Source organism: Leucogemmata humicola (genome assembly GCF_055379415.1).
The window spans coordinates 3,823,276-3,843,829 of sequence record NZ_AP040875.1; the positions used below are offsets into that span (position 1 = coordinate 3,823,276).

At 64.0% G+C, this 20,554-nt stretch carries 15 protein-coding genes; 14 read left to right on the forward strand and 1 reads right to left on the reverse strand.

The window, feature by feature from the left end:
* Positions 1 to 11 precede the first annotated feature (11 nt).
* Positions 12 to 1,796, forward strand: a complete 1,785-nt coding sequence (locus AC6H4Z_RS16260) for a protein kinase domain-containing protein (RefSeq protein WP_497543010.1) — start codon at positions 12 to 14, stop codon at positions 1,794 to 1,796.
* Positions 1,797 to 1,819: 23 nt separating this feature from the next.
* Complete coding sequence (locus AC6H4Z_RS16265; protein ID WP_497543011.1) at positions 1,820 to 3,187, forward strand: NAD-dependent succinate-semialdehyde dehydrogenase; 1,368 nt, start codon at positions 1,820 to 1,822, stop codon at positions 3,185 to 3,187.
* A 166-nt stretch (positions 3,188 to 3,353) separates the two neighbouring features.
* Here the strand turns inward: AC6H4Z_RS16265 and AC6H4Z_RS16270 are convergent, their stop codons facing one another.
* A complete protein-coding gene (locus AC6H4Z_RS16270) occupies positions 3,354 to 7,190 on the reverse strand; it encodes an ATP-binding protein (protein WP_497543012.1) in 3,837 nt (1,278 codons plus the stop codon).
* A 271-nt stretch (positions 7,191 to 7,461) separates the two neighbouring features.
* Here AC6H4Z_RS16270 and AC6H4Z_RS16275 point away from each other — a divergent pair, with 271 nt between their 5' ends.
* The 12 genes from AC6H4Z_RS16275 to AC6H4Z_RS16330 all read left to right on the forward strand — a co-directional run bounded on the left by AC6H4Z_RS16275 (position 7,462) and on the right by AC6H4Z_RS16330 (position 20,552).
* Positions 7,462 to 8,160: a creatininase family protein gene (locus AC6H4Z_RS16275; protein WP_497547056.1), complete on the forward strand. Its 699-nt coding sequence runs from the start codon at positions 7,462 to 7,464 to the stop codon at positions 8,158 to 8,160.
* 34 nt (positions 8,161 to 8,194) lie between these two features.
* Entirely contained in the window at positions 8,195 to 8,866 is a 672-nt protein-coding gene (locus AC6H4Z_RS16280; protein WP_497543013.1) for a DUF6134 family protein, read from the forward strand.
* Positions 8,867 to 9,055: 189 nt separating this feature from the next.
* A complete protein-coding gene (locus AC6H4Z_RS16285) occupies positions 9,056 to 10,531 on the forward strand; it encodes a TolC family protein (RefSeq protein ID WP_497543014.1) in 1,476 nt (491 codons plus the stop codon).
* A 15-nt stretch (positions 10,532 to 10,546) separates the two neighbouring features.
* Positions 10,547 to 11,827, forward strand: coding sequence for an efflux RND transporter periplasmic adaptor subunit (locus AC6H4Z_RS16290; RefSeq protein ID WP_497543015.1), 1,281 nt, complete (start codon positions 10,547 to 10,549; stop codon positions 11,825 to 11,827).
* 125 nt (positions 11,828 to 11,952) lie between these two features.
* Complete coding sequence (locus AC6H4Z_RS16295) at positions 11,953 to 12,618, forward strand: ABC transporter ATP-binding protein (protein ID WP_497547057.1); 666 nt, start codon at positions 11,953 to 11,955, stop codon at positions 12,616 to 12,618.
* Positions 12,619 to 12,752: 134 nt separating this feature from the next.
* A complete protein-coding gene (locus AC6H4Z_RS16300) occupies positions 12,753 to 13,997 on the forward strand; it encodes an ABC transporter permease (protein WP_497543016.1) in 1,245 nt (414 codons plus the stop codon).
* Entirely contained in the window at positions 13,997 to 15,253 is a 1,257-nt protein-coding gene (locus AC6H4Z_RS16305; RefSeq protein WP_497543017.1) for an ABC transporter permease, read from the forward strand. The genes AC6H4Z_RS16300 and AC6H4Z_RS16305 overlap by 1 nt, the downstream gene beginning before the upstream one ends.
* A gap of 64 nt (positions 15,254 to 15,317) precedes the next feature.
* Positions 15,318 to 16,559, forward strand: coding sequence for an ABC transporter permease (locus AC6H4Z_RS16310; protein WP_497543018.1), 1,242 nt, complete (start codon positions 15,318 to 15,320; stop codon positions 16,557 to 16,559).
* The gene (locus tag AC6H4Z_RS16315; RefSeq protein WP_497543019.1) at positions 16,556 to 17,830 is read left to right on the forward strand and encodes an ABC transporter permease; all 1,275 of its coding nucleotides are present in this window, start codon (positions 16,556 to 16,558) and stop codon (positions 17,828 to 17,830) included. The genes AC6H4Z_RS16310 and AC6H4Z_RS16315 overlap by 4 nt, the downstream gene beginning before the upstream one ends.
* 47 nt (positions 17,831 to 17,877) lie before the next feature.
* Entirely contained in the window at positions 17,878 to 18,600 is a 723-nt protein-coding gene (gene bshB1 / locus AC6H4Z_RS16320) for a bacillithiol biosynthesis deacetylase BshB1 (protein ID WP_497543020.1), read from the forward strand.
* Positions 18,597 to 19,346 carry a tryptophan 2,3-dioxygenase family protein gene (locus AC6H4Z_RS16325; RefSeq protein WP_497543021.1) on the forward strand — a complete coding sequence of 250 codons (750 nt, stop codon included), beginning with the start codon at positions 18,597 to 18,599 and terminating at the stop codon, positions 19,344 to 19,346. The genes bshB1 and AC6H4Z_RS16325 overlap by 4 nt, the downstream gene beginning before the upstream one ends.
* A 39-nt stretch (positions 19,347 to 19,385) precedes the next feature.
* Positions 19,386 to 20,552 (forward strand): cysteine desulfurase family protein, encoded by a 1,167-nt coding sequence (locus AC6H4Z_RS16330; protein ID WP_497543022.1) that lies wholly within the window; start codon positions 19,386 to 19,388, stop codon positions 20,550 to 20,552.
* Positions 20,553 to 20,554 lie beyond the last annotated feature (2 nt).

The window sequence follows — 20,554 nt, forward strand, 5'->3', positions numbered from 1 at the left end:
ACCCTCCCGCGATGAGTGAATCCGAACCGAGCATGTACAGCGTCACCACGGAGGTGCCGGCGCATTTGCGCGACTGGCAACTTCCTCCGGGGTGGAGCTGGGGCGCCGACGGATTGAACACCGAGCATCGGCACTATCAGGAAGTGATCGATGCGTTGGGGCGCTCGCTGTCGCTCGTGAGTGCGCCCGATCCCGCACATAACGCATGGTTGGAGGCGGAGGCGCGACATCTCGCGCATCGCAACCACCCCGCGATGCCGACCACGTATCACTACTGGGCGTCGTTCTCCGAGAGCCGGCGCGGCCCCGGGTATCTTCGTCGCTGGATCGCGGGTGAAACGGTAGGCGCTCGCTTGCGCCGCATGGGTACCGACGACGTGCCCGGCGTGCTGCGTGTATTCCGCGAGGTCGGCTCCGCGCTGAGCTACCTCCACGACCTCGGCACCGCACACGGAGCGATGTCGCCCGACACGGTATGGACCACGCCGATGGGCCGGCTCTGGATCATCGGCTGGCAATGGGCCATGCCACTGAACGAGATCCCGACGGGGATCTCGCCCGACGTACGCCTCATGCCCATTCCGAAAGAATGGACGACGGGCAAGTGGACGCCAACGCCGCTCAGCGATCAGTGGCAACTCGCTGCGATCTGCTTCGCGATGCTCACAGGCGAGAATCCGCCGTCGGACGAAGTTCCGCCCCTCCAGTTGCTGCGTCCCGACGCGCCACAGGCGGTGCGCATCGTCATCGATCGCGCATTGCATCCGGATCCTGCTCGACGATATCCGTCGCTCGCGGCGATGCTTCGCGCTGTCGACCGTGTGGTCGGCAGTCGCACGATGCTGATGCTCGCCGGCGACGAACCAAACACGCTTCACGTGAGCGAGTCGGCTGAGGTGCGTCTGCGTTGGGCGCTCGCCGACGACTACGAAGTCCTCGCCGCGCTCGGCTCCGGCTCGTTCGGTTCTGTTTGGCGCGTGCGCGACCTCACGCTCGGTCGCGAAGTCGCGCTCAAGCTGCTGCATCCGCACGTCGCGCGCGACGAGCGAACCGTCGGTCGCTTCCGTCGCGAAGCCAAGCTTGCTGCGCAGCTCGCGCATCCGGCCATCGTCCCGATCTTCGACTGGGACAGCCGAGGCGACGTGGCGTGGTACACGATGGAGTTGGCCGAGGGTGGTTCGGTGGCCGATCTCGTGGCGCGCTCTGGACCACGAACGCTCACGGAGATCGCGCCGCAGGTCGACTTCATTCTCAGCGGGCTCGCTGCGGCGCACTCGATCGGTATCGTGCACCGCGATCTCAAGCCCGAGAACGTCCTCATCGATCGGTATCGTCGCTGGCGCCTGGCCGACTTCGGTATTGCGAACGTGACCGGCGAAGAGACGGCAGGCGCGTCGGGCACGCCGGCGTTCGCGCCACCCGAACAGCTGCTCGGCGAAGCGCAGGACGCAGCGGCGGACTGCTTCTCGATTGCCGCGATTGTCGCCTACGCGCTCACGGGCGCCGCGCCGTTTGGCGAACGCGATAGCGCGTCGATTCTCGCCCGCGAGCTGCAGGGCGATGTCGACTTGTCGTCGTATCAACCCGAGATCGCCGACTGGCTCCGTCGAGGGCTCTCGGCGTCACCCGATGATCGGTTCGCCGACGCAGCGCCAATGCAGGCGGCATGGCGCGAAGCGGTTCAGGTCGTCTTCGAGCGCGAACGTCAGATTCCGTGGTGGCGTCGTTGGTTTGGACCAGACGCACCCGATGGCGCCGGCGTCGGCTGGTCGGGAGATTCCCTGTTCACGTCGTAATGCACGTCTGACGGAAAGGGACGATGGCCATCGAGACGATCAACCCGGCAACGGGCGAGCGAGTACAGTCGTATCCCGCGCTTACGGAGCGCGAAGTCGAGAGTAAGCTGGCCGCGGCGCACGCCGCGAGCCTAACGTGGCGTCACACGCCGCTCGACCAGCGCGTCACGGTGCTGCGACGCGCCGCCGATCTGCTCGAGCAGCGAAAGCTCCAGTACGGCCGCCTGATGACGATCGAGATGGGCAAGCCGATCGGCGCGGCCATCGAGGAAGCCGTGAAGTGTGCACGCGGCTGTCGGTTCTACGCCGACAACGCCGCGCGCTTTCTCGCTGACGAACCCGTCGATGTTCCCGGCGAACGAAGCTTCGTCGCCTTTGAGCCGATCGGTGTGGTGCTCGCGGTGATGCCGTGGAATTTTCCTTTCTGGCAGGTGATTCGCTTCGCCGCGCCGGCGATCGCCGCCGGGAACGTCGGCCTGCTCAAGCACGCGTCGAACGTGCCGCAGTGTTCACTCGCCCTGGAGCAGCTCTTTCAGGAAGCGGGCGCGCCGGGCGGCGTGTTTCAGAGTTTGCTCATAGGTTCCGATGCGATCGCGGGCATTCTCGCCGATGACCGTGTCGCCGCGGCAACGCTCACCGGAAGCGAGGGCGCCGGGAGTAGCGTGGCGTCCATCGCCGGAAAGCACATCAAGAAGACGGTCCTCGAGCTCGGCGGCAGCGACGCATTCGTCGTCATGCCGAGCGCCGACCTCGATGCCGCGGTAACCACGGCAGTCACCGCGCGAACGATCAACAACGGCCAATCGTGCATCGCCGCAAAGCGTTTCATCGTCGCTGACGCGATCTATGAAGAGTTCGCGCGTCGGTTCGTCGCGCGCATGGAATCGCTCGTTGTCGGCGATCCGATGGACGAGCGCACGAACGTTGGTCCGCTCGCGACGGCCCAGATTCGCGACGACATCGACGACCAGGTCAAACGTTCGGTCGCATCCGGCGCGCGACTCTTGCTTGGCGGCAAGCGCCGCGAGGGCGCAGGGTTTTTCTACGAACCTACAGTGCTCGGCGATGTGCCCTTCGACGCCGCGGCCTTTCGCGAAGAGACGTTCGGCCCAGTCGCGGCCCTCATGCGCGCCAGCGACGTCGACGACGCGATCAAGATCGCGAACGATTCACGCTTCGGCCTCGGCGCCGCTGCTTGGACGAAGGACGCAGGCGAAATCGACCGCTTCGCCCGCGGTCTTGAAGCCGGCAGCGTGTTCATCAACGGGATGGTCGCATCCGACCCACGCTTCCCGTTCGGCGGCGTCAAAGCGTCTGGCTACGGTCGCGAACTCGCCGCCTTCGGTCTACGAGAGTTCGTGAATATCAAAACAGTCAGAATAAGCGGCTAGCGGACCGGAATGCCTAGGCGGCCGGTTGGTGGCAAACGACCTGACAAATAACACGAATAGGAACGAATCCAACCGTCCCGTTCACACGTCGTACCGCCAACTCAGCAGAGCGAAGCGGCCAAGACAAGGCCTGAGAGCGAGCGATTCGATTCTGTTTTTATTCGTGTCATTCGTGAACAAGGCTGTTTTGCCGCGACCCGAGTAGTCGGATTTCGACGGCCGTCCCCTTCCCGACCTCGCTCTCGACGCTGATCCCTCCCCCCCAGCCTTCAACCAGCTGACGGCTGATCGCGAGACCCAGCCCACTTCCACTCGTCCGCGTGGAGAAGTGCGGCTCAAAGATGCGCGGCATCACGTCGGCGGGAATGCCGTGACCATCGTCGCGCGTCGTGATCAGAACCGGTCGATCGCCGCCGACGTCGTCACCCAACGAGACCGACACGCGGACGGTGCGCGCCTGCGCCAGCCGAGCATTCTCGAGGACGTTGAGTAGTACCTCTTTCAGTTCGTCGCCAAGCGCAAACGCGTAGAGCGGAATGTCGACGCCCTGCTCCTCCCAGATCACGCCACCCTCTGCGCCCATGCGCTCGAGGGAAATCACCTCGCGCACGATCGCCGCGACGTCGAGCGCCGTGGGACGACGCCGCTCCTCAGGGGCCGCGCCGTAACGACTGAAGGCGCGAGCGATCTCGTCGAGGCGGTCGATCTCCGTCAAAATCTGATTGACGTTGTGGTCGAGCACGCGATCGAAGTCGACGCGCTTGTCGTTGCGGGCGCGGCGGAGGTGCTGGACGCCGAGCCGGATTGGCGTCAACGGATTCTTGATCTCGTGCGCCACCTGTCGGGCCATCTCGCCCCAAGCCAGGACGCGTTGGGCTCGCGCCAACTCGGTGACGTCGTCGAGCGTGACCACAACGCCGCCGCGAGCCAAGCGAGTCAGTGTCCCTCGCAATTGCCGCTGGTCCACAGCGAGCTCGAACTCTTCATCACCATCGCTGGCGTTGAGAAAACGCTCGACGACGTCGGCGATCGCTCGTGGCGCCTGCGTCGCGAATGGAGCGCCCGACGTCAGCGCGCCACCCACGAGCGTCTCCGCACTCGGGTTCGCGAGCGACACGTGGCCATTCGGATCCACCGCAACGACGCCGCTCGCAACGTTCCGGAGGACGGCGGCTGTACGGCGCTGCGCTTCCTCGAGGGCCGTGCGGCTAGCATTGAGGTCGGCAGCCATCCTACGGAATGCCGTGAACACCGGATTGAATTCGACCGTCGGCTCGGCCTCGATCTGCGGAGCGCGCTCGCCGCTGGCAATCGCGAGTGCCGCCGCGCGCAGCGTACCGATCGGTCGCGCGAGCTGTCGAGCCGCGATGCCGCTCAGCCAGAGCGCCGCAAGCGCGCCAACGGCCGTCGCGAACAAGACTAGTACGCCGAGGTCGCGACGACGGCGGCCGAGCGCGAGTTCGTCGGCCCGCGCCGGCGCGCCGATCACGATCGTTCTCCGCCCCGGGTCGTTGAACGATCGATATCCAAATAGCATCGACGCGCGATCGACATCCTGCAGTCGCGTATCGGTCGCCTCGCCCTGCAACGTCAGCGTGAGCTCCGAGTCGCGATCGAGGAAGCGGCCAATCGGCGCGATGTCGGTGAGAAGCGAATCGCTCGTCTCCGTCAGCTCGCCTCCATAGAAGAGAAACAACGGCGTGTCGAGTCGATCGCTCTCGGCCGGGAGCCAGAGTGGCCGCTGCGGCGGTGCGAGTGCGCGCAGCGTTTCGCGAACCAGTACCGATCGCGATTGCGTCGCGTCGGTCGCAAGCTGTTCGTACGACCATACCGCGAATGCCGTGGCCGGAATCACGAAGAAAGCGAAGAGCGCCAGCGAGAGTCGAACACGATAGCTGCGACTCCACGACCGGCGACGCGCACGCAGCCATCGTCCACCACCGCCGTCGGCGACGACGCTCACGATCCACAGCAATCCGACGATGCTGACGTTGAGCAGCACGATCAGCGCGCCGCGCTGGATCAGCGCGTTCAGCGGACGCAGTTCGACTTCGATGTGCGCCTGTGCGGCGCCCGTGCCGGTGGCAACAATCCAGTCTCCGTGCAATTCGCTGCCGTCGCGTCGCCAGGAAATCGGCCCGTTCACCGCGGCCGCCGGCGCACCTTCACGAAGCCGCACGGTGTAGGGCGGCTCGCCCTCCGGATCGACGTCGAGACCAATGAGCCGTCCGAACGGATCGGGCTCGAAGAGCCGGCTGCGCGGCGCCATGACAACTGCCGTGACTCCGCCACCAGGCGACGGCGCCGCCATCACCAACTCGAGTGACGTATCCGTCGGGGCTGCCTCGAGCAAAAGGCTCCCTGTCTGTCTCGCGCGTGCGACCAACCGCGAGATGTCTTTCGGAATCGGAATCTGCGCCGTGGCAAACGCGGCGACGGGACCAGAATCATTCGGCCACGCAAAGAGCGCGACGGGATTTCCGGCTGCGGCAACATCGGATGCGACAAAGTGCTGTAGCAGTCCCTGTCGTGACACCGGCGCATCGTCGCTACCGAGCACGAGCCCGAACCGATGCAGCAGCGCGACCCCCACGGAATCGACTTGACTGAGTCCCGCGAGATCACGCACCGCGGCATCGACGCGACCGCGCGACGTGCGCCCCCACACCAGCGTCGTCGCACCAAGCCCGGCCACGATCGACGCGCTGAGGATCATCGACCGGCTGCGCCGACTGAATGCGAGAACTGTAATTGCCGCGACCCAAAGGAACGTATACCACCACGGCCACCGACCTGGCGCTTGCCACACGACTGGCGCGACGATCGCCGCAATCGTCGCCGCAACTGGCGCGACCCACGGCGGAACTCCACGACGAGGACCAAGCAGCGCTGCGCCCGCGGCAGTTCCTGCGAGCAACACCGACACCGCCGCGAGAAAGAGCGGAACCTCCCAAATCAACCAGAGGCGAGAGTCGACACCGTGCACGGGGATCTGCACGCCGCGCGCGAGCTCTCGCAGGAGAAAGGGCCCAAGCCCCGCGACGAGAAGGACGGTTGCGATCGGTACCCACCGCGACGTGCGGTATCCCTGCCGGCGAAACACGGCCAGTACGCCAAGCAGCGCCAGCGCGCTGGTCGTGAGCAAAGCACCTGCGTTCCCGGTGAGCGGTCCACCGCGTGGGGTGAAATACACCGACGGATCGAACAGGCGGGTGAGATTCGAGAACTGATTGAGCGGAACGAGCGCGGTGCACGCGAGTCCGGTAGCGAGCGCCGCTACGCGCTGCGACAACGAGCGCGTTCCTCCCCACACGCCGATGACGAAGCAGCCGAGCGCCAACAGGAATGCGAGACCAGCGCGCGCGCGAATCCGTTCGGTGATGCGCTGCGCAACCTCGCCCTGCACGAGCGGGGTCACGCGTACATCGAACAATCTGAAGTTGTTGATCGCGTAGCGAAGTACTTCCGTGTCGGCCGTCGAATCGCTCGCTGGTGCGAACTGAAAGCCGCTCAGCCCCATTTCTCCCGCGACTCGGCGCGCCAACGGCCAAGTCAATCGATCGGCCGGCGGAACAGCATCGATGAGGGCCACCGACGCGACAACACGATCGGCGCGTCGTTGCACGATCTGAAGCGCCAGGTAAAACGGTACGTCCGTCGGCGTTGCGATGACGCTCGCGCCAAGGCGCGACAGGTCGAGCTGCGGACGAATGACGCCAGACCAGGCGAGTACACTGTCGCCCTGAAAGAGCGCCACACCGCTCTCGTCGCGAGCCAAGGTCCCTTGCTGTAACGCCTCGAAAGCGAGGCTACGTTCGCGCGGCGCGTCGAGCGCGCCCTGCCCCGCTGCGAGCGCCCAGCCAGTCGCGGCGTCGAGCGCGTGACCGAGCGCGGTGAGACCACGCAGCGCGGTCTCGCGTCGCCATCCCGACCAGTCGTGTGAAATTCGCCAGAGATCGCGCTGCGCCGGGATCGCCATTGCGGCCGACGCGGCGAGAAGCACCGCGCACGCGCGCGCCCACCAACGAGGAGCGCCCTTCGTCCGGGCGGCTGCGATGAGCGCCGCAACGGTAGCGATGGCGAACGGGACCAGATACTCTACGCTCGGCGCGTGGAGCCACTGGCTCGCCGCGATGAGTGCGACGCCCGCCGCAACTGCCCACCACGTCCACCGCCCGGGTCCCGGATCGGGTTGGCGCGCGCCTTGAACAGATTGCTCAGACGAAATGAGTCAACCTCCCGCCGGCACGCCACGACCGCGCTGCCTCAAAGAAATGCGGCCCCAGGATGTCGCGACTCTCATGAGGCGCGACCCGCGGCTGATCATTCCCGTAGGCACGTGCGAGCAGCACGGCCCGCACCTGCCCATGGGCGGCGATACGGTCATCGTGGAGCGACTGTCGCGCGATCTGTCTGCGGAGTTTGGCGTGCTGCTCGCTCCCACGGTCGAGTACGGCGTCAACGCCGAAACCGAACGATCCTTTCCCGGTAACGCGTCGCTCCGAAAGAAAACGCTGCACCGAATGCTGAACGACCTGTTGAACACCTGGGAAGAGTCGGGGATGCAGGAGTTCATTCTGCTCACCGCCCACGAGCATGACCCTCATTTGGAAGCATTGTCGACGGTCATTACGAACGGCGCCCGGGTGCGGGTCGTGGACATTTTCGGATTGAACTTCGAGGATCTATTGGAAGGACAGTCCGAACCCATGCATGGTGACGAAGTAGACACTTCACTGCTTCTGTACATCGCCCCCGAGCTGGTGAACATGGAACTGGCTCAGGATTATATGATGTCCCGTGACGAGCTGCGACGTTACCGCCGCGGCTGGTTGCGGGTCCCTGGTGAGGGCCCCGGCTCGATCGGCCGACCGTCGCTCTCCACCGCCGAAAAGGGCCGAGCATTGTACGAGCGGATGTATACCAGGATCCGCGACCGCGTTTTCAAGGCCCCGCCGCCCGCCGACTCGTGAACCCCCCAGTTTGCCCGGGGTAGAATACCACACCATGCGTCTCCGTATTGCGGTCTCGCTCCTGGCCCTCGCGGCCTCTCCATTGATTGCCCAGGGCCGGGCCATCGACGAGGGGACCTTCACGGTCAACAAAACCGGGTCGCCAACGACCACGGAAAGCTTCCGCATCATCCGTCGCGACGACGGCCAGATCACCGCGACCAGCCATCAGGTGGCGGGGACCCAGCAAACGCGTACGACGCTGACCACCGACTCGTCGGGCACCCCGATGAAGTACGAAATGCGGGTCACCGACAAAGGCGCCAACATTTTCAGCGTGACGGCTCAGGCTCGCGCCGGCCGTCTTGCCACGGTGTCGACCACGCAGGCGGGCGACGAATCGATGCGTGAGTACCCGATGACCGCTGGCCGGAGCCTGATCCTCGAACCTGGCCTGCTCCATCAGCTGTACTTCGTGACGCTCGTCAAGCGACCGGGCAGCTTCCAGGCGATCGAGCCCCGGGCGGCTCACGGGTCCCCGGTCACCCTGACCGCAAAGGGTCTCGAGCCTGTCGACGTGGGCGGCAAGTCGGTTACGGGTACGCACTACACCCTCGCGTCCGGTCCCGCCCGGTACGAGTTCTGGATCGACACCCAGGGCCGCCTGCTTCGCGTCGAGGTGCCAGCCCAAGGAGTCGTGGCCACACGAGAGGACGCACCCCGATAAATTTCGGGTCTGGAGTTGGGGGTCGAAGGGGGATGCGGCGCTTTGCGCTGCTCCATGGGCGCGACATTGCCGCCCACATCCGCCTGGACCCTCGACCCTGAACTCTCGACCCTCCCCGATTTCGTTTGAAACCGCGCCGCCGCACGGTGCGTATGTCGCGCAGACCCCAATCCACAGGATTTTCCCATCATGCGTTCGTTGAGGCTCGTCGCGCTCCTGGCGATCCCCGCGCAAGCCGCGTTTGGCCAGCAGCAGCCCTCGGCTACGGTTCGCGGTAACACCCTGACCCTCGAAGAAGCCATCGCTACGGCGCGGCAGAACAATCCGCAGCTCGTTCAGACACAGAACAACGTGCGCAACCTGGATGCCCAGGTTCGATCGACCTACGGTGCGCTCCTGCCCAGCGCCAGTGCGGGCGTAGGCACGACCTTCAATCAGGGCGGCACGCAGTACTTCAACGGCGTGGCCATTCCGGGTGGAAGCTCCGACTCCTATCAGTCGGGCTACAACATCTCGCTCCGCTATGCCATTGGAGCGCAAGCCGTCTACGCCCCGCGCGCTGCGCGGGCGAGTCGCGATGCCGGCCAGGCGGACGTGGCGAACACCGACGAATTCGTGCGCGCCACAGTGACGCAGCAATACATCGCGGTTGGCCAGAACGAAGCACAGGCGGCGGTGCTCGATTCGCTCGTGCAGACCGCACAAGGCCAACTCGATCTCGTCAACGCCAAGCTCAAGGTCGGCGCCGGCACGATCATCGACGTTCGCACCGCCGAAGTTGCATTGGGCCAGGCACAGGTGAATGCGCTGACCGCGCACAACAACGCACAGGTCGCAAAGCTCCGTCTCTATCAGTCGCTCGGCATTCCCGCGAACCTCAACGCGAACCTGTCGACGACCTTCTCGCTCGCTGAGCCGAGCCTCAAGCTCGAAGAGCTCCTGAGCCTCGCACAGCGCGTGAATCCCGATCTCGGAGCCAAGCGGTCGCGCGAGTATGCAAGCAGAATGAATGTCCGCGTCGCGCAGGCGAACTATCTCCCGTCGCTGAGCCTCAGCACGGGTTGGGGCGCCAACGCGTTCGGCTACACCAATTCCGAAATCCTCGCGTCGAGAGCACAGCTCAACGCGGCGCAGAGCTACAGCAGCTGCGTGTCGTACGACTCGCTGCGTTCGGGCGCTGGCCTTCCGAAGCTTGGCTGCGGGTCGCCCACGCTGAGCGAGGCGCAGCTCGCCGCGGCGCGCGCTGGAAACCAGCCGTTCAAGTTCAGCAAGGCACCGTTCAGCCTCAACGCGTCGGTGTCGCTGCCGATTTTCAACGGCTTCGCACGTGAGCAGAACGTCGAACAGGCGCGCGTACAGCATGACAACGCCACGTACGACGTTCGCGCCCGCACGCTGCAGATCACCACGGACGTCACCCAGGCGTACCTCAACCTCGTGACGTCGGCAAAGACGGTCGAACTCCAGACCCAGATTGCTGCCAAGGCAGCGGAAGACCTGGCGCTGAACGAAGCCAGCTATCGCGTTGGCGCGAAGACGTTCCTGGACGTCACGACCGCCCGTGCGACGTATGAGAAAACGCAGATCGATCGCGTGAACGCGATTTATCAATACCACTTCAATTTCGCCGCGCTCGAAAACGCGGTGGGACGTCCCCTCCGCTGAGGCTGAGTCATACAAATGGGTAAGAAAGCAAAGTGGGCGATCGGCATCATTGCGGTCGTCGCGATCGGATCAGTCCTCGGCATGAGCGCATCCAAACGCGGCAACAAGGCCGTCGAGGTGCGTATGGAGGCAGTCCAGAAGCGCGATCTCATCGCCTCGGTCACGGCTAGCGGACAGGTTCGCCCACAGACGAAAGTCGACGTCGCCTCTGACGTGAGCGGCAAGATCATCAAGCTGTCGGTGAAGGAAGGCCAGATGGTCAAGGCCGGCGATTTCCTTCTGCAGATCGATCCGTCGCAGCCGCAAGCGAACGTGGATCGCGCGCTCGCCGCTGTCGCGTCGGGTAAGGCGCAGCTCGCCCAGGCGGTCGCGAACCTCGATCAGGCGCAGCGCAACTACGACCGCTCGGCGTCGATGAAGAAGTCGAATCCCACCTTCGTCACCGACGAAGCAGTCGAGCAGCTCCGCACGGCCGTCGAAGTCAACAAGGCTGTCGTGGAGTCGAGCAAGCACTCCGTGGATCAGGCTACGGCGTCGCTCAACGATGCGAAGAGCGCGCTCGAGAAGACGACCATCTACGCCCCGATGACCGGACGCGTGACGCGCCTGGCCGTGGAGCAGGGTGAAACGGCCGTCCCGGGCACGTTCAACAAGGACGCGGCGACGCTGCTCACAATCAGCGACATGTCTGTCCTCGAGACGCGCGTGAAGGTCGACGAGACCGACGTCGCGCGCATCAAGGTCGGCGATTCGGCGCAGGTTCAGATCGACGCGTTCCAGGATACGACGTTCGTCGGCCGGGTGACCAAGATCTCGAACAGCTCGGTCAAGGCGGCAACGGCGACCACCGATCAGGCGGTCGACTACGAAGTGACGATCCAGCTCCTGAATGCCCCGGTCGACACCCGTCCTGACTTCTCCGCCACGGCCAAGGTCGTCACGGACAAGCGGAACAGCGTCCTGTCGGTGCCGATCATCGCGCTGACGGTCCGAGAGAACCAGGCCGTGCAGAGCGGCGACACCGCCGTCGGGCTCGGCAAAGCCAAGCCGTCAAAGGATATCGGGAAAAAAGACGTCGAAGGCGTATTTGTGGTAGGAACCGACAACAAAGTGACCTTCCGGGCCGTAAAAGTAGGTATCGCCGGCGAGAAACACTTTGAGGTCTTGAGTGGTCTCAAGGACGGCGACAAGATTGTCGCAGGCACCTACCAGGCCATTCGCGAACTGAAGGACGGCGCGCTGGTGCGCGAGCCCAAGGTCGACGCGAAGAAGCCCACCCCGGGGACCAAGTCGTGAGTCAAAACACCGTAGAAGCCCCGCTCGGCCTGACGGCTGAGCGGCAGGCCGTTGTAGCAAAGCCAGGGTCGGCGCCCGATCCGAAGTGGGTCATCGTGACGCGCGGCATCAAGCGCGAATACGACATGGGCGGCGAAATTGTCCGCGCACTGCGCGGCGTCGACATCGCCATCGCGCGCAACGAATACGTCGCCATCATGGGACCGTCGGGCTCCGGCAAGTCGACGCTCATGAACATCATTGGCTGCCTCGATACGCCCAACGCCGGCGAATACTGGCTCAGTGGCCAGGAAGTCTCGAAGATGACGGACGATGCGCTTGCACGCGTCCGCAACAAGGAAATTGGTTTCGTCTTCCAGACGTTCAACCTCCTGCCCCGCGCCACGGCGTTGCACAACGTCGAACTGCCGCTCGTGTACGCCGGTGTCAGTGGCGATGAGCGAAAGCGTCGCGCCAAGCAGGCGCTGGAAAAGGTGCAGCTCGACCACCGCATGGATCACCGTCCGAACGAGCTCTCCGGCGGTCAGCGCCAGCGCGTCGCCATTGCGCGCGCCCTGGTGAACGATCCCGCAATGCTTCTCGCCGACGAACCGACGGGTAACCTCGATTCACAGACGTCGGAAGAAATCATGCGCGTGTTCGAGAACCTGGCGACCACCGGCCAGACGGTCGTCATGGTCACCCACGAGCCCGACATCGCCGCGCACGCGCGCCGCGTTGTCGTCCTCCGCGACGGCCTGATCTCGACCGACGAGCGCCGCGAGGCCTTCGCCTCACGCCTCGGCATTTAAGGTTGTAACCCGAGGCTCGCTCCTCTCGTAGGACTGAGAGCGAGCCCCAAGGTACGTCGAAGCGGCGCGCGCAAGCGCGCCGCTTCCGTTTGAGGACGGACTCCATCCTCAGACCTCAATCCTGTCTCCTCCCCATGTCTTTCCTGCAGTCTGTTCTCCTCGCGTTCGAGACCATCCGTGTGCAGAAGCTCAAGAGCTTCTTCACGGTGCTCGGCGTGACGATCGGCGTGACGTTTCTGATTGCGGTTGTCTCGATCGTGGGCGGCATGGGCCGCTACATGAAGGATGACCTGATCGGAAAGATCATTCCGGTGAATTCATTCCAGCTTCGGCAGCGCCCCAACATTCAGATGGGCGACGTGACCGATGACGAGCGCCGCGAATGGCGCCGCCGCCCGCGCATCGAATACGCCGACGTGACGCCGGTGATGGCCGCTCTCTCGCCGGACGTGATCGCGGCTACCGAGAGCAGCGACAACCTCAACGTCGAGTCGATCTATTCCAAGCCGCGTCGAACGCAGTGTTCGACCGTGTCGGATGGCTGGTTCACGATCAAGAAGATGGGCGTCTCCAAGGGCCGCCTCATCAGCCCACAGGAATACACACTGGGCGCACCGGTGGTCGTGATTGGCCAGGACGTTGCCGATCACTTCTTCCCCGCCCTCGAGCCGGTGGGGCGCGAGCTGAAGATTCAGGGCATTCCGTACAACGTCATCGGCGTCGCCGAAAAACAGGGCAGCGTCTTCGGCATTTCGATGGACAAGTTCGTCATCGCGCCTGACCGGTCGCCGCTGAATCGTTGGGTGAATCCGCACGGTGTCGTCGATCAGGTGACGGTGCAGGCGCAGAGCGACAACAGCCTTCGCGAAGCAATGGAAGCGACACGCGCGGTCATGCGCGCGCGTCACCATCTCCACCCGTCGCAGCCGGACGACTTCGCGCTCGAAACGTCGGACTCGGCGCTCGAGTTCTGGAACAAGATTCAGAGTTATCTGATCGTCGCGGGCATTGCCCTGCCAACGGTCGGCCTCGTGGTTGGCGCGATCGTCATCATGAACATCATGCTCGTCGCGGTCGCCGAGCGCACGCGTGAAATCGGCATTCGTAAGTCGATTGGCGCGCGTCGCCAAGACATCCTGAACCAGTTCATGGTCGAATCGGCAACGCTCTCTACGTTGGGCGCAGCCCTCGGCGTTCTCCTGGGCATTGGCTTCGCGAAGCTGATCGCGCTCGTCTCGCCGCTTCCCGCGGCGGTCGAGGTCTGGTCGATCTTCGTCGGGGTCGGCGTCGGCGCAGGCGTTGGCATCATCGCCGGGATCTATCCGGCGAGCCGCGCCGCACTGCTCGATCCGATCGCCGCCATGCGGCAGGAAACCTGATGTCGAAATTCACCATCTGGCTTTCCGGCCTCCTGGAAGGCATCGCCATCGCGCTCGAGTCGATCAAGTCAAATCGTGTCCGCGCCGCACTCACCATTCTTGGTGTCGCGGTCGGTGTGTTTGTGGTCGTCGTCATCTCCGCGGCAATCCACGGCATCAACGCGAGCGTGGCCAAGGACTTCGAGTCGGCGGGCCCCACGACATTCTTCGTCAGCCGCTATCCGATCACCTTCGAAGCGTGCGACGGCAGCGACGATACGTGCAAGTGGCGCCACAATCCGCGGCTCTCGTACGCCGATAACAAAGTGCTCAACATGCTCCCGTCGGTTCGTGCCGCGGGTGCGCAGTTGCAGATGAGCAAGGAAGTTCGGTATCGCGATCGCGTGTTGAGCGGCACACAGGTCATCGGCTACACGTCGAACTGGACGATCATCGACGGCGCCGGCGATCTCTACCCCGGACGCAGCTTTACCGAGGCCGAAGAACTGAACGGCGATCACGTCATCATCATCAACGACGAGATGGCGAAGAAGTTGTTTGGTGAATCGGATCCACTCGACAAGCAGATCACCGTTGCTGGATCGCCGTTCAAAGTCATCGGGATCTATCACTACCAGGCGAGTTTCCTCGCCGGCGGCAACCGCCCGCGCGCCATCGTGCCATTTCAGGCGGCGGTTCGCTCGCTCAAGGCGTCGTATGCCGACGTCGGCATTGCGATCATCCCGCGCGCCGGCGTAACGCGCGATGAGGCCGAAGACGATGTCATCGCGACGATGCGTGCGCGACACGCACTTCGCCCGTCGGCGCCGAACGATTTCGCGCTCATCACGCAGGACCAGCTGCTCGACACGTACAACAAGATCTTCGGCATGTTCTTCCTCGTGATGATCGTGCTGTCGGCGGTTGGCTTGATCGTCGGCGGTGTTGGCGTGGTCGCGATCATGATGATCTCGGTGACCGAGCGTACGCGAGAAATCGGCGTACGAAAGGCACTCGGCGCGACGCGCGGTACGATTCTCTGGCAGTTCCTAGTCGAGGCGGTGACGCTCACCGGTATCGGCGCGGTGTTCGGTCTGATCTTCGGCGCGATCGTGTCGGTAATTATTCGCAATGCGACACCAATTCAGGCCTCGATTCCGCCACTCGCCATTGTGGCCGCGCTCGGCGCGAGCGCGATTACCGGCGTGATGTTCGGAATGCTCCCCGCCATGCGCGCCGCCAAGCTCGACCCCGTAGACGCACTCAGATACGAATAGGCAATCGCGGTTCTAGGAAGGTCCCGGCAGTTCCCCACCCCCGCTTCCCTCTCCCGCTTCCGCCTTGCCTTTCATTGAAGCTGTCCGCCTCGCGCTGATTCAGATCCGCGTGCAGAAGCTGAAAAGCTTCTTCACGCTCCTCGGCGTGATGATCGGCGTGATGTTCCTCATCGCCGTCGTCTCGATCGTCGAGGGGCTTGGCCGGTACATGGAGAACGACTTCGCGGGCCGAATGCTCGGCGCGAATACGTTCACACTCCGCCGGTATCCGTGGTTCGGCAACAACGTCACGCGCGAAGAGTGGATGGAGTGGCAGCGTCGCCCGCGCTTTTACGCCGCCGACGTCTCGCTCGTGAAGTCGGTACTGCCGAACGGAACCCACTGGGCGATCGAAAGCCAGTCGTCCGCCATGGCGTCGACGTCGTTTGCGCGGCCGCGACGCGTCGAGATTCACGCGGTGGACGGCGACTACTTCACGATCAAGAAGTACGATCTGAGCGCCGGGCGAATGATCGCGCCGCAGGAATATGAGCTTGGCACGCCGGTGCTCGTCGTGGGCGATGAAGTTGCCAAATTCTTCTTTCCAAACTTGAATGCGATTGGCCGCGAACTGCGGCTCGGCGGTATTCCGTATCAGATCATCGGCGTCATCGAACACCAGGGTACGATGTTCGGCCAATCGCTCGACGAGCTCGCGATTGCCCCGTTCAATTCGCCCTTGCATCGTTTGACCAACGCACGTGGAGACATCGGCGGGCTGCTCGTGCAGTCGCCCACGGCGATGATGATGGATGATGTGATGGAGATGGTGCGCGAGACGCTGCGCGCCAATCGCCACCTCCGCCCCGGCGTTCAGGATAATTTCGTGATGGAAACGTCGGCATCGGCGCTCGCGTTCTTCGAGCGCATCAAGAGCACGATGACGATCATCGGTGCTGCGCTTCCCGGCATCAGCCTGATCGTCGGCGGCATGGTGATCATGAATATCATGCTCGTCTCCGTCGCTGAACGCACGCACGAAATTGGGATCCGCAAATCGCTCGGGGCGCGACGCAAGGACATCCTGCGTCAGTTCCTGATCGAATCCGCGACGCTGAGCACCGTCGGCGCGATGATCGGCATTCTGTGCGGGCTGCTTGCGGCAAAGATCATCTCACTGAACACACCGCTGCCAGCTGCCGTCGCTCCCTGGTCGCTCGTCGCCGCGACGCTGCTCGGCACCGTGGTTGGTATCGTGTCCGGCGTATACCCGGCGCGCCGTGCATCGCTGCTCGATCCCATCGAAGCGCTTCGACACGAAACATGAGACCCTTCGCCTGGCTGATTCGCGTGCTCGAAGGTGTGAGCATTGCGTTCGATTCGATTCGCTCGAACAAGGGTCGCGCTGCGCTGACGATTCTCGGCGTGGCAGTTGGCGTGTTCGTTGTCGTTGCACTCTCGTCCGTGGTACGCGGCGTAAACGAGTCGTTCGCGCGAGACGTGGCTGCCGCCGGACCGAACTCGTTCTTCGTTTATCGTCGGCCGATGAGCGGCTTTCAGAGCTGCGACCCGAGTGATCCCAACTCGTGTCCCGAACGACGAAATCCGCCCATCACGCCTGAAGAGGCAATCGGCATCGGTCGTCTGTCGTCGATCCTCGCGGTGACGCAGCACGTCGCGAACGGTGCCACGTTCAAATACCGCGATCGCTCGCTCAGCGCCGGCATCGAGTACTACTCGCCGAGTTGGACCGAAGTCGACGGCGGGGACATTTTCCCCGGCCGCAGCTTTACCTACGCCGAGTCACAGGGCGCAGCGCGCGTCGTTGTCGTTAACGACAAGCTCGCAGAAACACTGTTCGGCGAATCCGATCCGCTCGACAAGATCATCTCGATCAACGGCCAGCAGTTCACCGTGATCGGGCTGTACCACTACACGGCGAGCCCCATGGGCACACCGACGTCGGCGGGTGGCGGCGATTCGCCCAAGGCAATCGTGCCGATCGAAACCGGCCGTCGGCACATGAACCTCTACGTCCGCGGACTGAACCTCATCGTCAAACCTCGCGAAGGAGTGAGGGCGGACGAAGCAGTCGACGACGTCACTGCGTTCCTGCGCGGGTATCGCGGACTGCGCCCGAGCGATCGAATGAACTTCGCCGTCGTAACGCAGGACAAGCTGCTCGATACATACAATCAGCTCTTCGGAACGTTCTTCGTCGTCGGCATTGCCCTGTCGTCCGTCGGATTGCTCGTGGGCGGCATCGGTGTAATCGCGATCATGATGATTTCGGTAACCGAGCGAACGCGTGAGATCGGTGTGCGAAAGGCGCTCGGTGCCACGCGCGGTACCATCCTGTGGCAGTTCCTCGTCGAAGCAGTCACGCTCACGGGCTGCGGCGCCGCCGTAGGACTCGTTCTCGGTATCGCGACATCCATCGGCGTGCGAACGGCGTGGCCGGCTATCCCCGCGTCCACGCCTGTATCCGCCGTACTGTCGGCGCTCGGCGCGAGTGCGGTCACCGGCGTAGTCTTCGGCATGCTGCCGGCCGTCCGCGCGGCGAGATTGGATCCAGTCGTAGCGCTCCGACACGAGTAGGGAGCGGCCTCCCGCTCCCCCTCCCTGCTCCCGATATATTCGGGGCTATGGAAACAGTGGACCTGCTCGCGATCGTCGCCCATCCGGACGACGCTGAGCTCACCTGTGGCGGCGTGTTGGCCAAAGCCGCGAAAGCCGGCCGCCGCGTCGGAATTCTAGATCTCACGCAAGGCGAACTCGGCACCAAGGGCTCGGCGCAGATTCGCGCGGCCGAGGCGCAGCGCGCGAGCAAAGTGCTCGGCGTCGCGGTTCGCGAGAATCTCGGATTATCCGACGCGAATATCGTCAACGACCTCGCAGCGCGCGAAAAGCTCGTCGGCGCGATTCGTCGTTTGCGTCCGCGCGTCGTCATTGCACCGGCGCTCGAGGGCAGACATCCCGATCACATCGCATCGGCGCAGCTCGTGCGCGACGCATCGTTCCTGTCTGGCCTGGCGAAGTACGCACCGGGTTCGGGCGAGAAACATCGTCCGGTCAAGATCATTCACTGCCTCGCATACCGGCAGGATTTTGTTCGGCCCAGCTTCGTCGTCGACATCTCCGCGGAGTTCGAGCAAAAGCTCGAGGCCATTCGCTGCTACGCTTCGCAATTCCAAGGCGTCACGCAGGCGGGTGAAGTCTATCCGAATGGCGAGCCGCTCGAGGATGCCGTTCGACATCACGCGGCCTATTACGGTTCACTCATTCGCCGGCAGTACGCCGAACCATTCTTCACGACGGAGATGGTGGCGGTCGACGACGTCCTCTCGCTCGAGGTATCGACGTTTTGAGCGACCCGAATAGTGGCGTCACCTACGGCTCGTATCTCTCGCTGGAGCAGCTGCTGTCGCTCCAGCATCCGCGCTCACAACCCGAGCACGCCGACGAGTTGCTGTTCATCGTCGTACACCAAGCGAGTGAGCTGTGGTTCAAGGCGATCCTCCACGATATCGACGGTCTGATCACGGCCCTCGAGAACGGCGAGGCAGGCCCGGCGCTCTGGCGACTTCAGCGCGTCAATGCACTCATGCGAATCGTGTCGGCGCAGCTCTCGTCGCTCGAGACGCTGCCCCCGCAGCACTTCGCTCAGTTTCGGGGGTATCTGGGGACGTCGAGCGGATCGCAGAGCGTGCAATTCCGCGCCATCGAAGCCGCTTCAGGTCTGCGCGACGAGCACTTCATGCGCGCGCTCGAGGAGCACGGAGAGGTCCCCGAGGTGGTGCGCCGGGTTCTCCAGCGTCCCACGCTTCAGGAGCTGTTCCTCAAGCTCCTGGACACGAATAGCGTCAAGATCGACGACCTGTACCTTGGCCCGGGGCCGACTGTCCTGTTCTTTCTGGCCGAGGCGTTGTTGGAATACGAGCAGCTATTTGGACAGTGGCGATTCAACCACGTCCAACTCGTCGAGCGGGTGATTGGACCGTCGACGGGAGGCACCGGCGGTACGCTCGGCTCTCGATACCTGATGAAGACGATCGACCAGAAATTCTTCCCCGAACTCTGGGCCGTGCGAAGCAAGCTCTTCGGGTCGCGGTAGCCTGCGGCGAACGGCCGGAAAACGCTGTATATTGTTGCTATGCCAGAACCTATCTACCTCGATCACGCTGCGACGACGCCCGTTCGAGCCGAGGTTCTCGAGGCGATGCTGCCGTTCTACGGTCCGCGTTTCGGGAATCCGTCCAGCGTACATCGCTGGGGGCGCGAAGCTCGTACGGCGCTCGATGAGGCCCGCGAGCGCGTTGCCCACTGTCTCGGCGCGTCGCCTGACGAAATTTGTTTCACGTCCGGCGGAACAGAGTCCGATAACCTCGCGATTCTGGGCGCCTGGCGCGCTCGGAAGGATGCCAACCGCAACGCGGTGGTGACGACGCCGATCGAGCACAAGGCGGTGCTCGCCTCGGTGCACCAGGCGGCGCACGAGGGCGCGACCGAGCGGTTCTGCGCGATGACGGCCGAAGGAATCGTCGACGTATCTTCGTTCCCCGAGACGATCGGGCACGATACGGCGATCGCCACCATCATGTGGGTGAACAACGAGATCGGCACGATTCAGCCGATCGAGGAGCTCGTCCAGGCAACAAAGGCGCGTGGCGCGCTGTTCCACACCGACGCCGTTCAGGCGTTCGGCAAGGTTTCGATCGACGCGAAGACGACTCCGTTCGACTACCTTAGCATCTCGGGTCACAAGGTCGGTGCGCCCAAGGGCATTGGCGCGATGTTCATTCGTCGCGGCATGACGGTCGAGCCGATGCTGCATGGTGGCTCGCAGGATCGCGGGCGTCGCCCGGGTACAGAGAACGTTGCGTACGCAGTCGGCTTCGCGCTCGCCGCCGAGCTGACGCTGGCGGAGCGTGAGACAGAGTGCGCACGGCTCGAGCGTCTGCGGTCGCGGCTCGAAGCTGCGATTCTCGCCAAGATTCCCGACGCGATGATTCACGGCCGCAGCGCCGCGCGGCGCGCGCCGCACATCCTCAGCGTCTCCGTGCCTGGTACGGACAGTGAGTCTATGCTCATGGCGCTCGACCTGCGCGGCATCGGTTGCTCGGCGGGTTCAGCGTGTCAGTCGGGCAGCATCAGCCCGTCGCATGTGTTGAGCGCGATTGGCGTCGAGCCAGATCTCGCGTCGTCGGCCATTCGTATGAGCCTTGGCAGTCTGACGACCGATGCGTGCATCGATCGCGTCGCCGACGTGTTTCCAGCTCTCGTCAACAAGGCGCGTGGCATGGCGCCCACGGCGGGCTGACG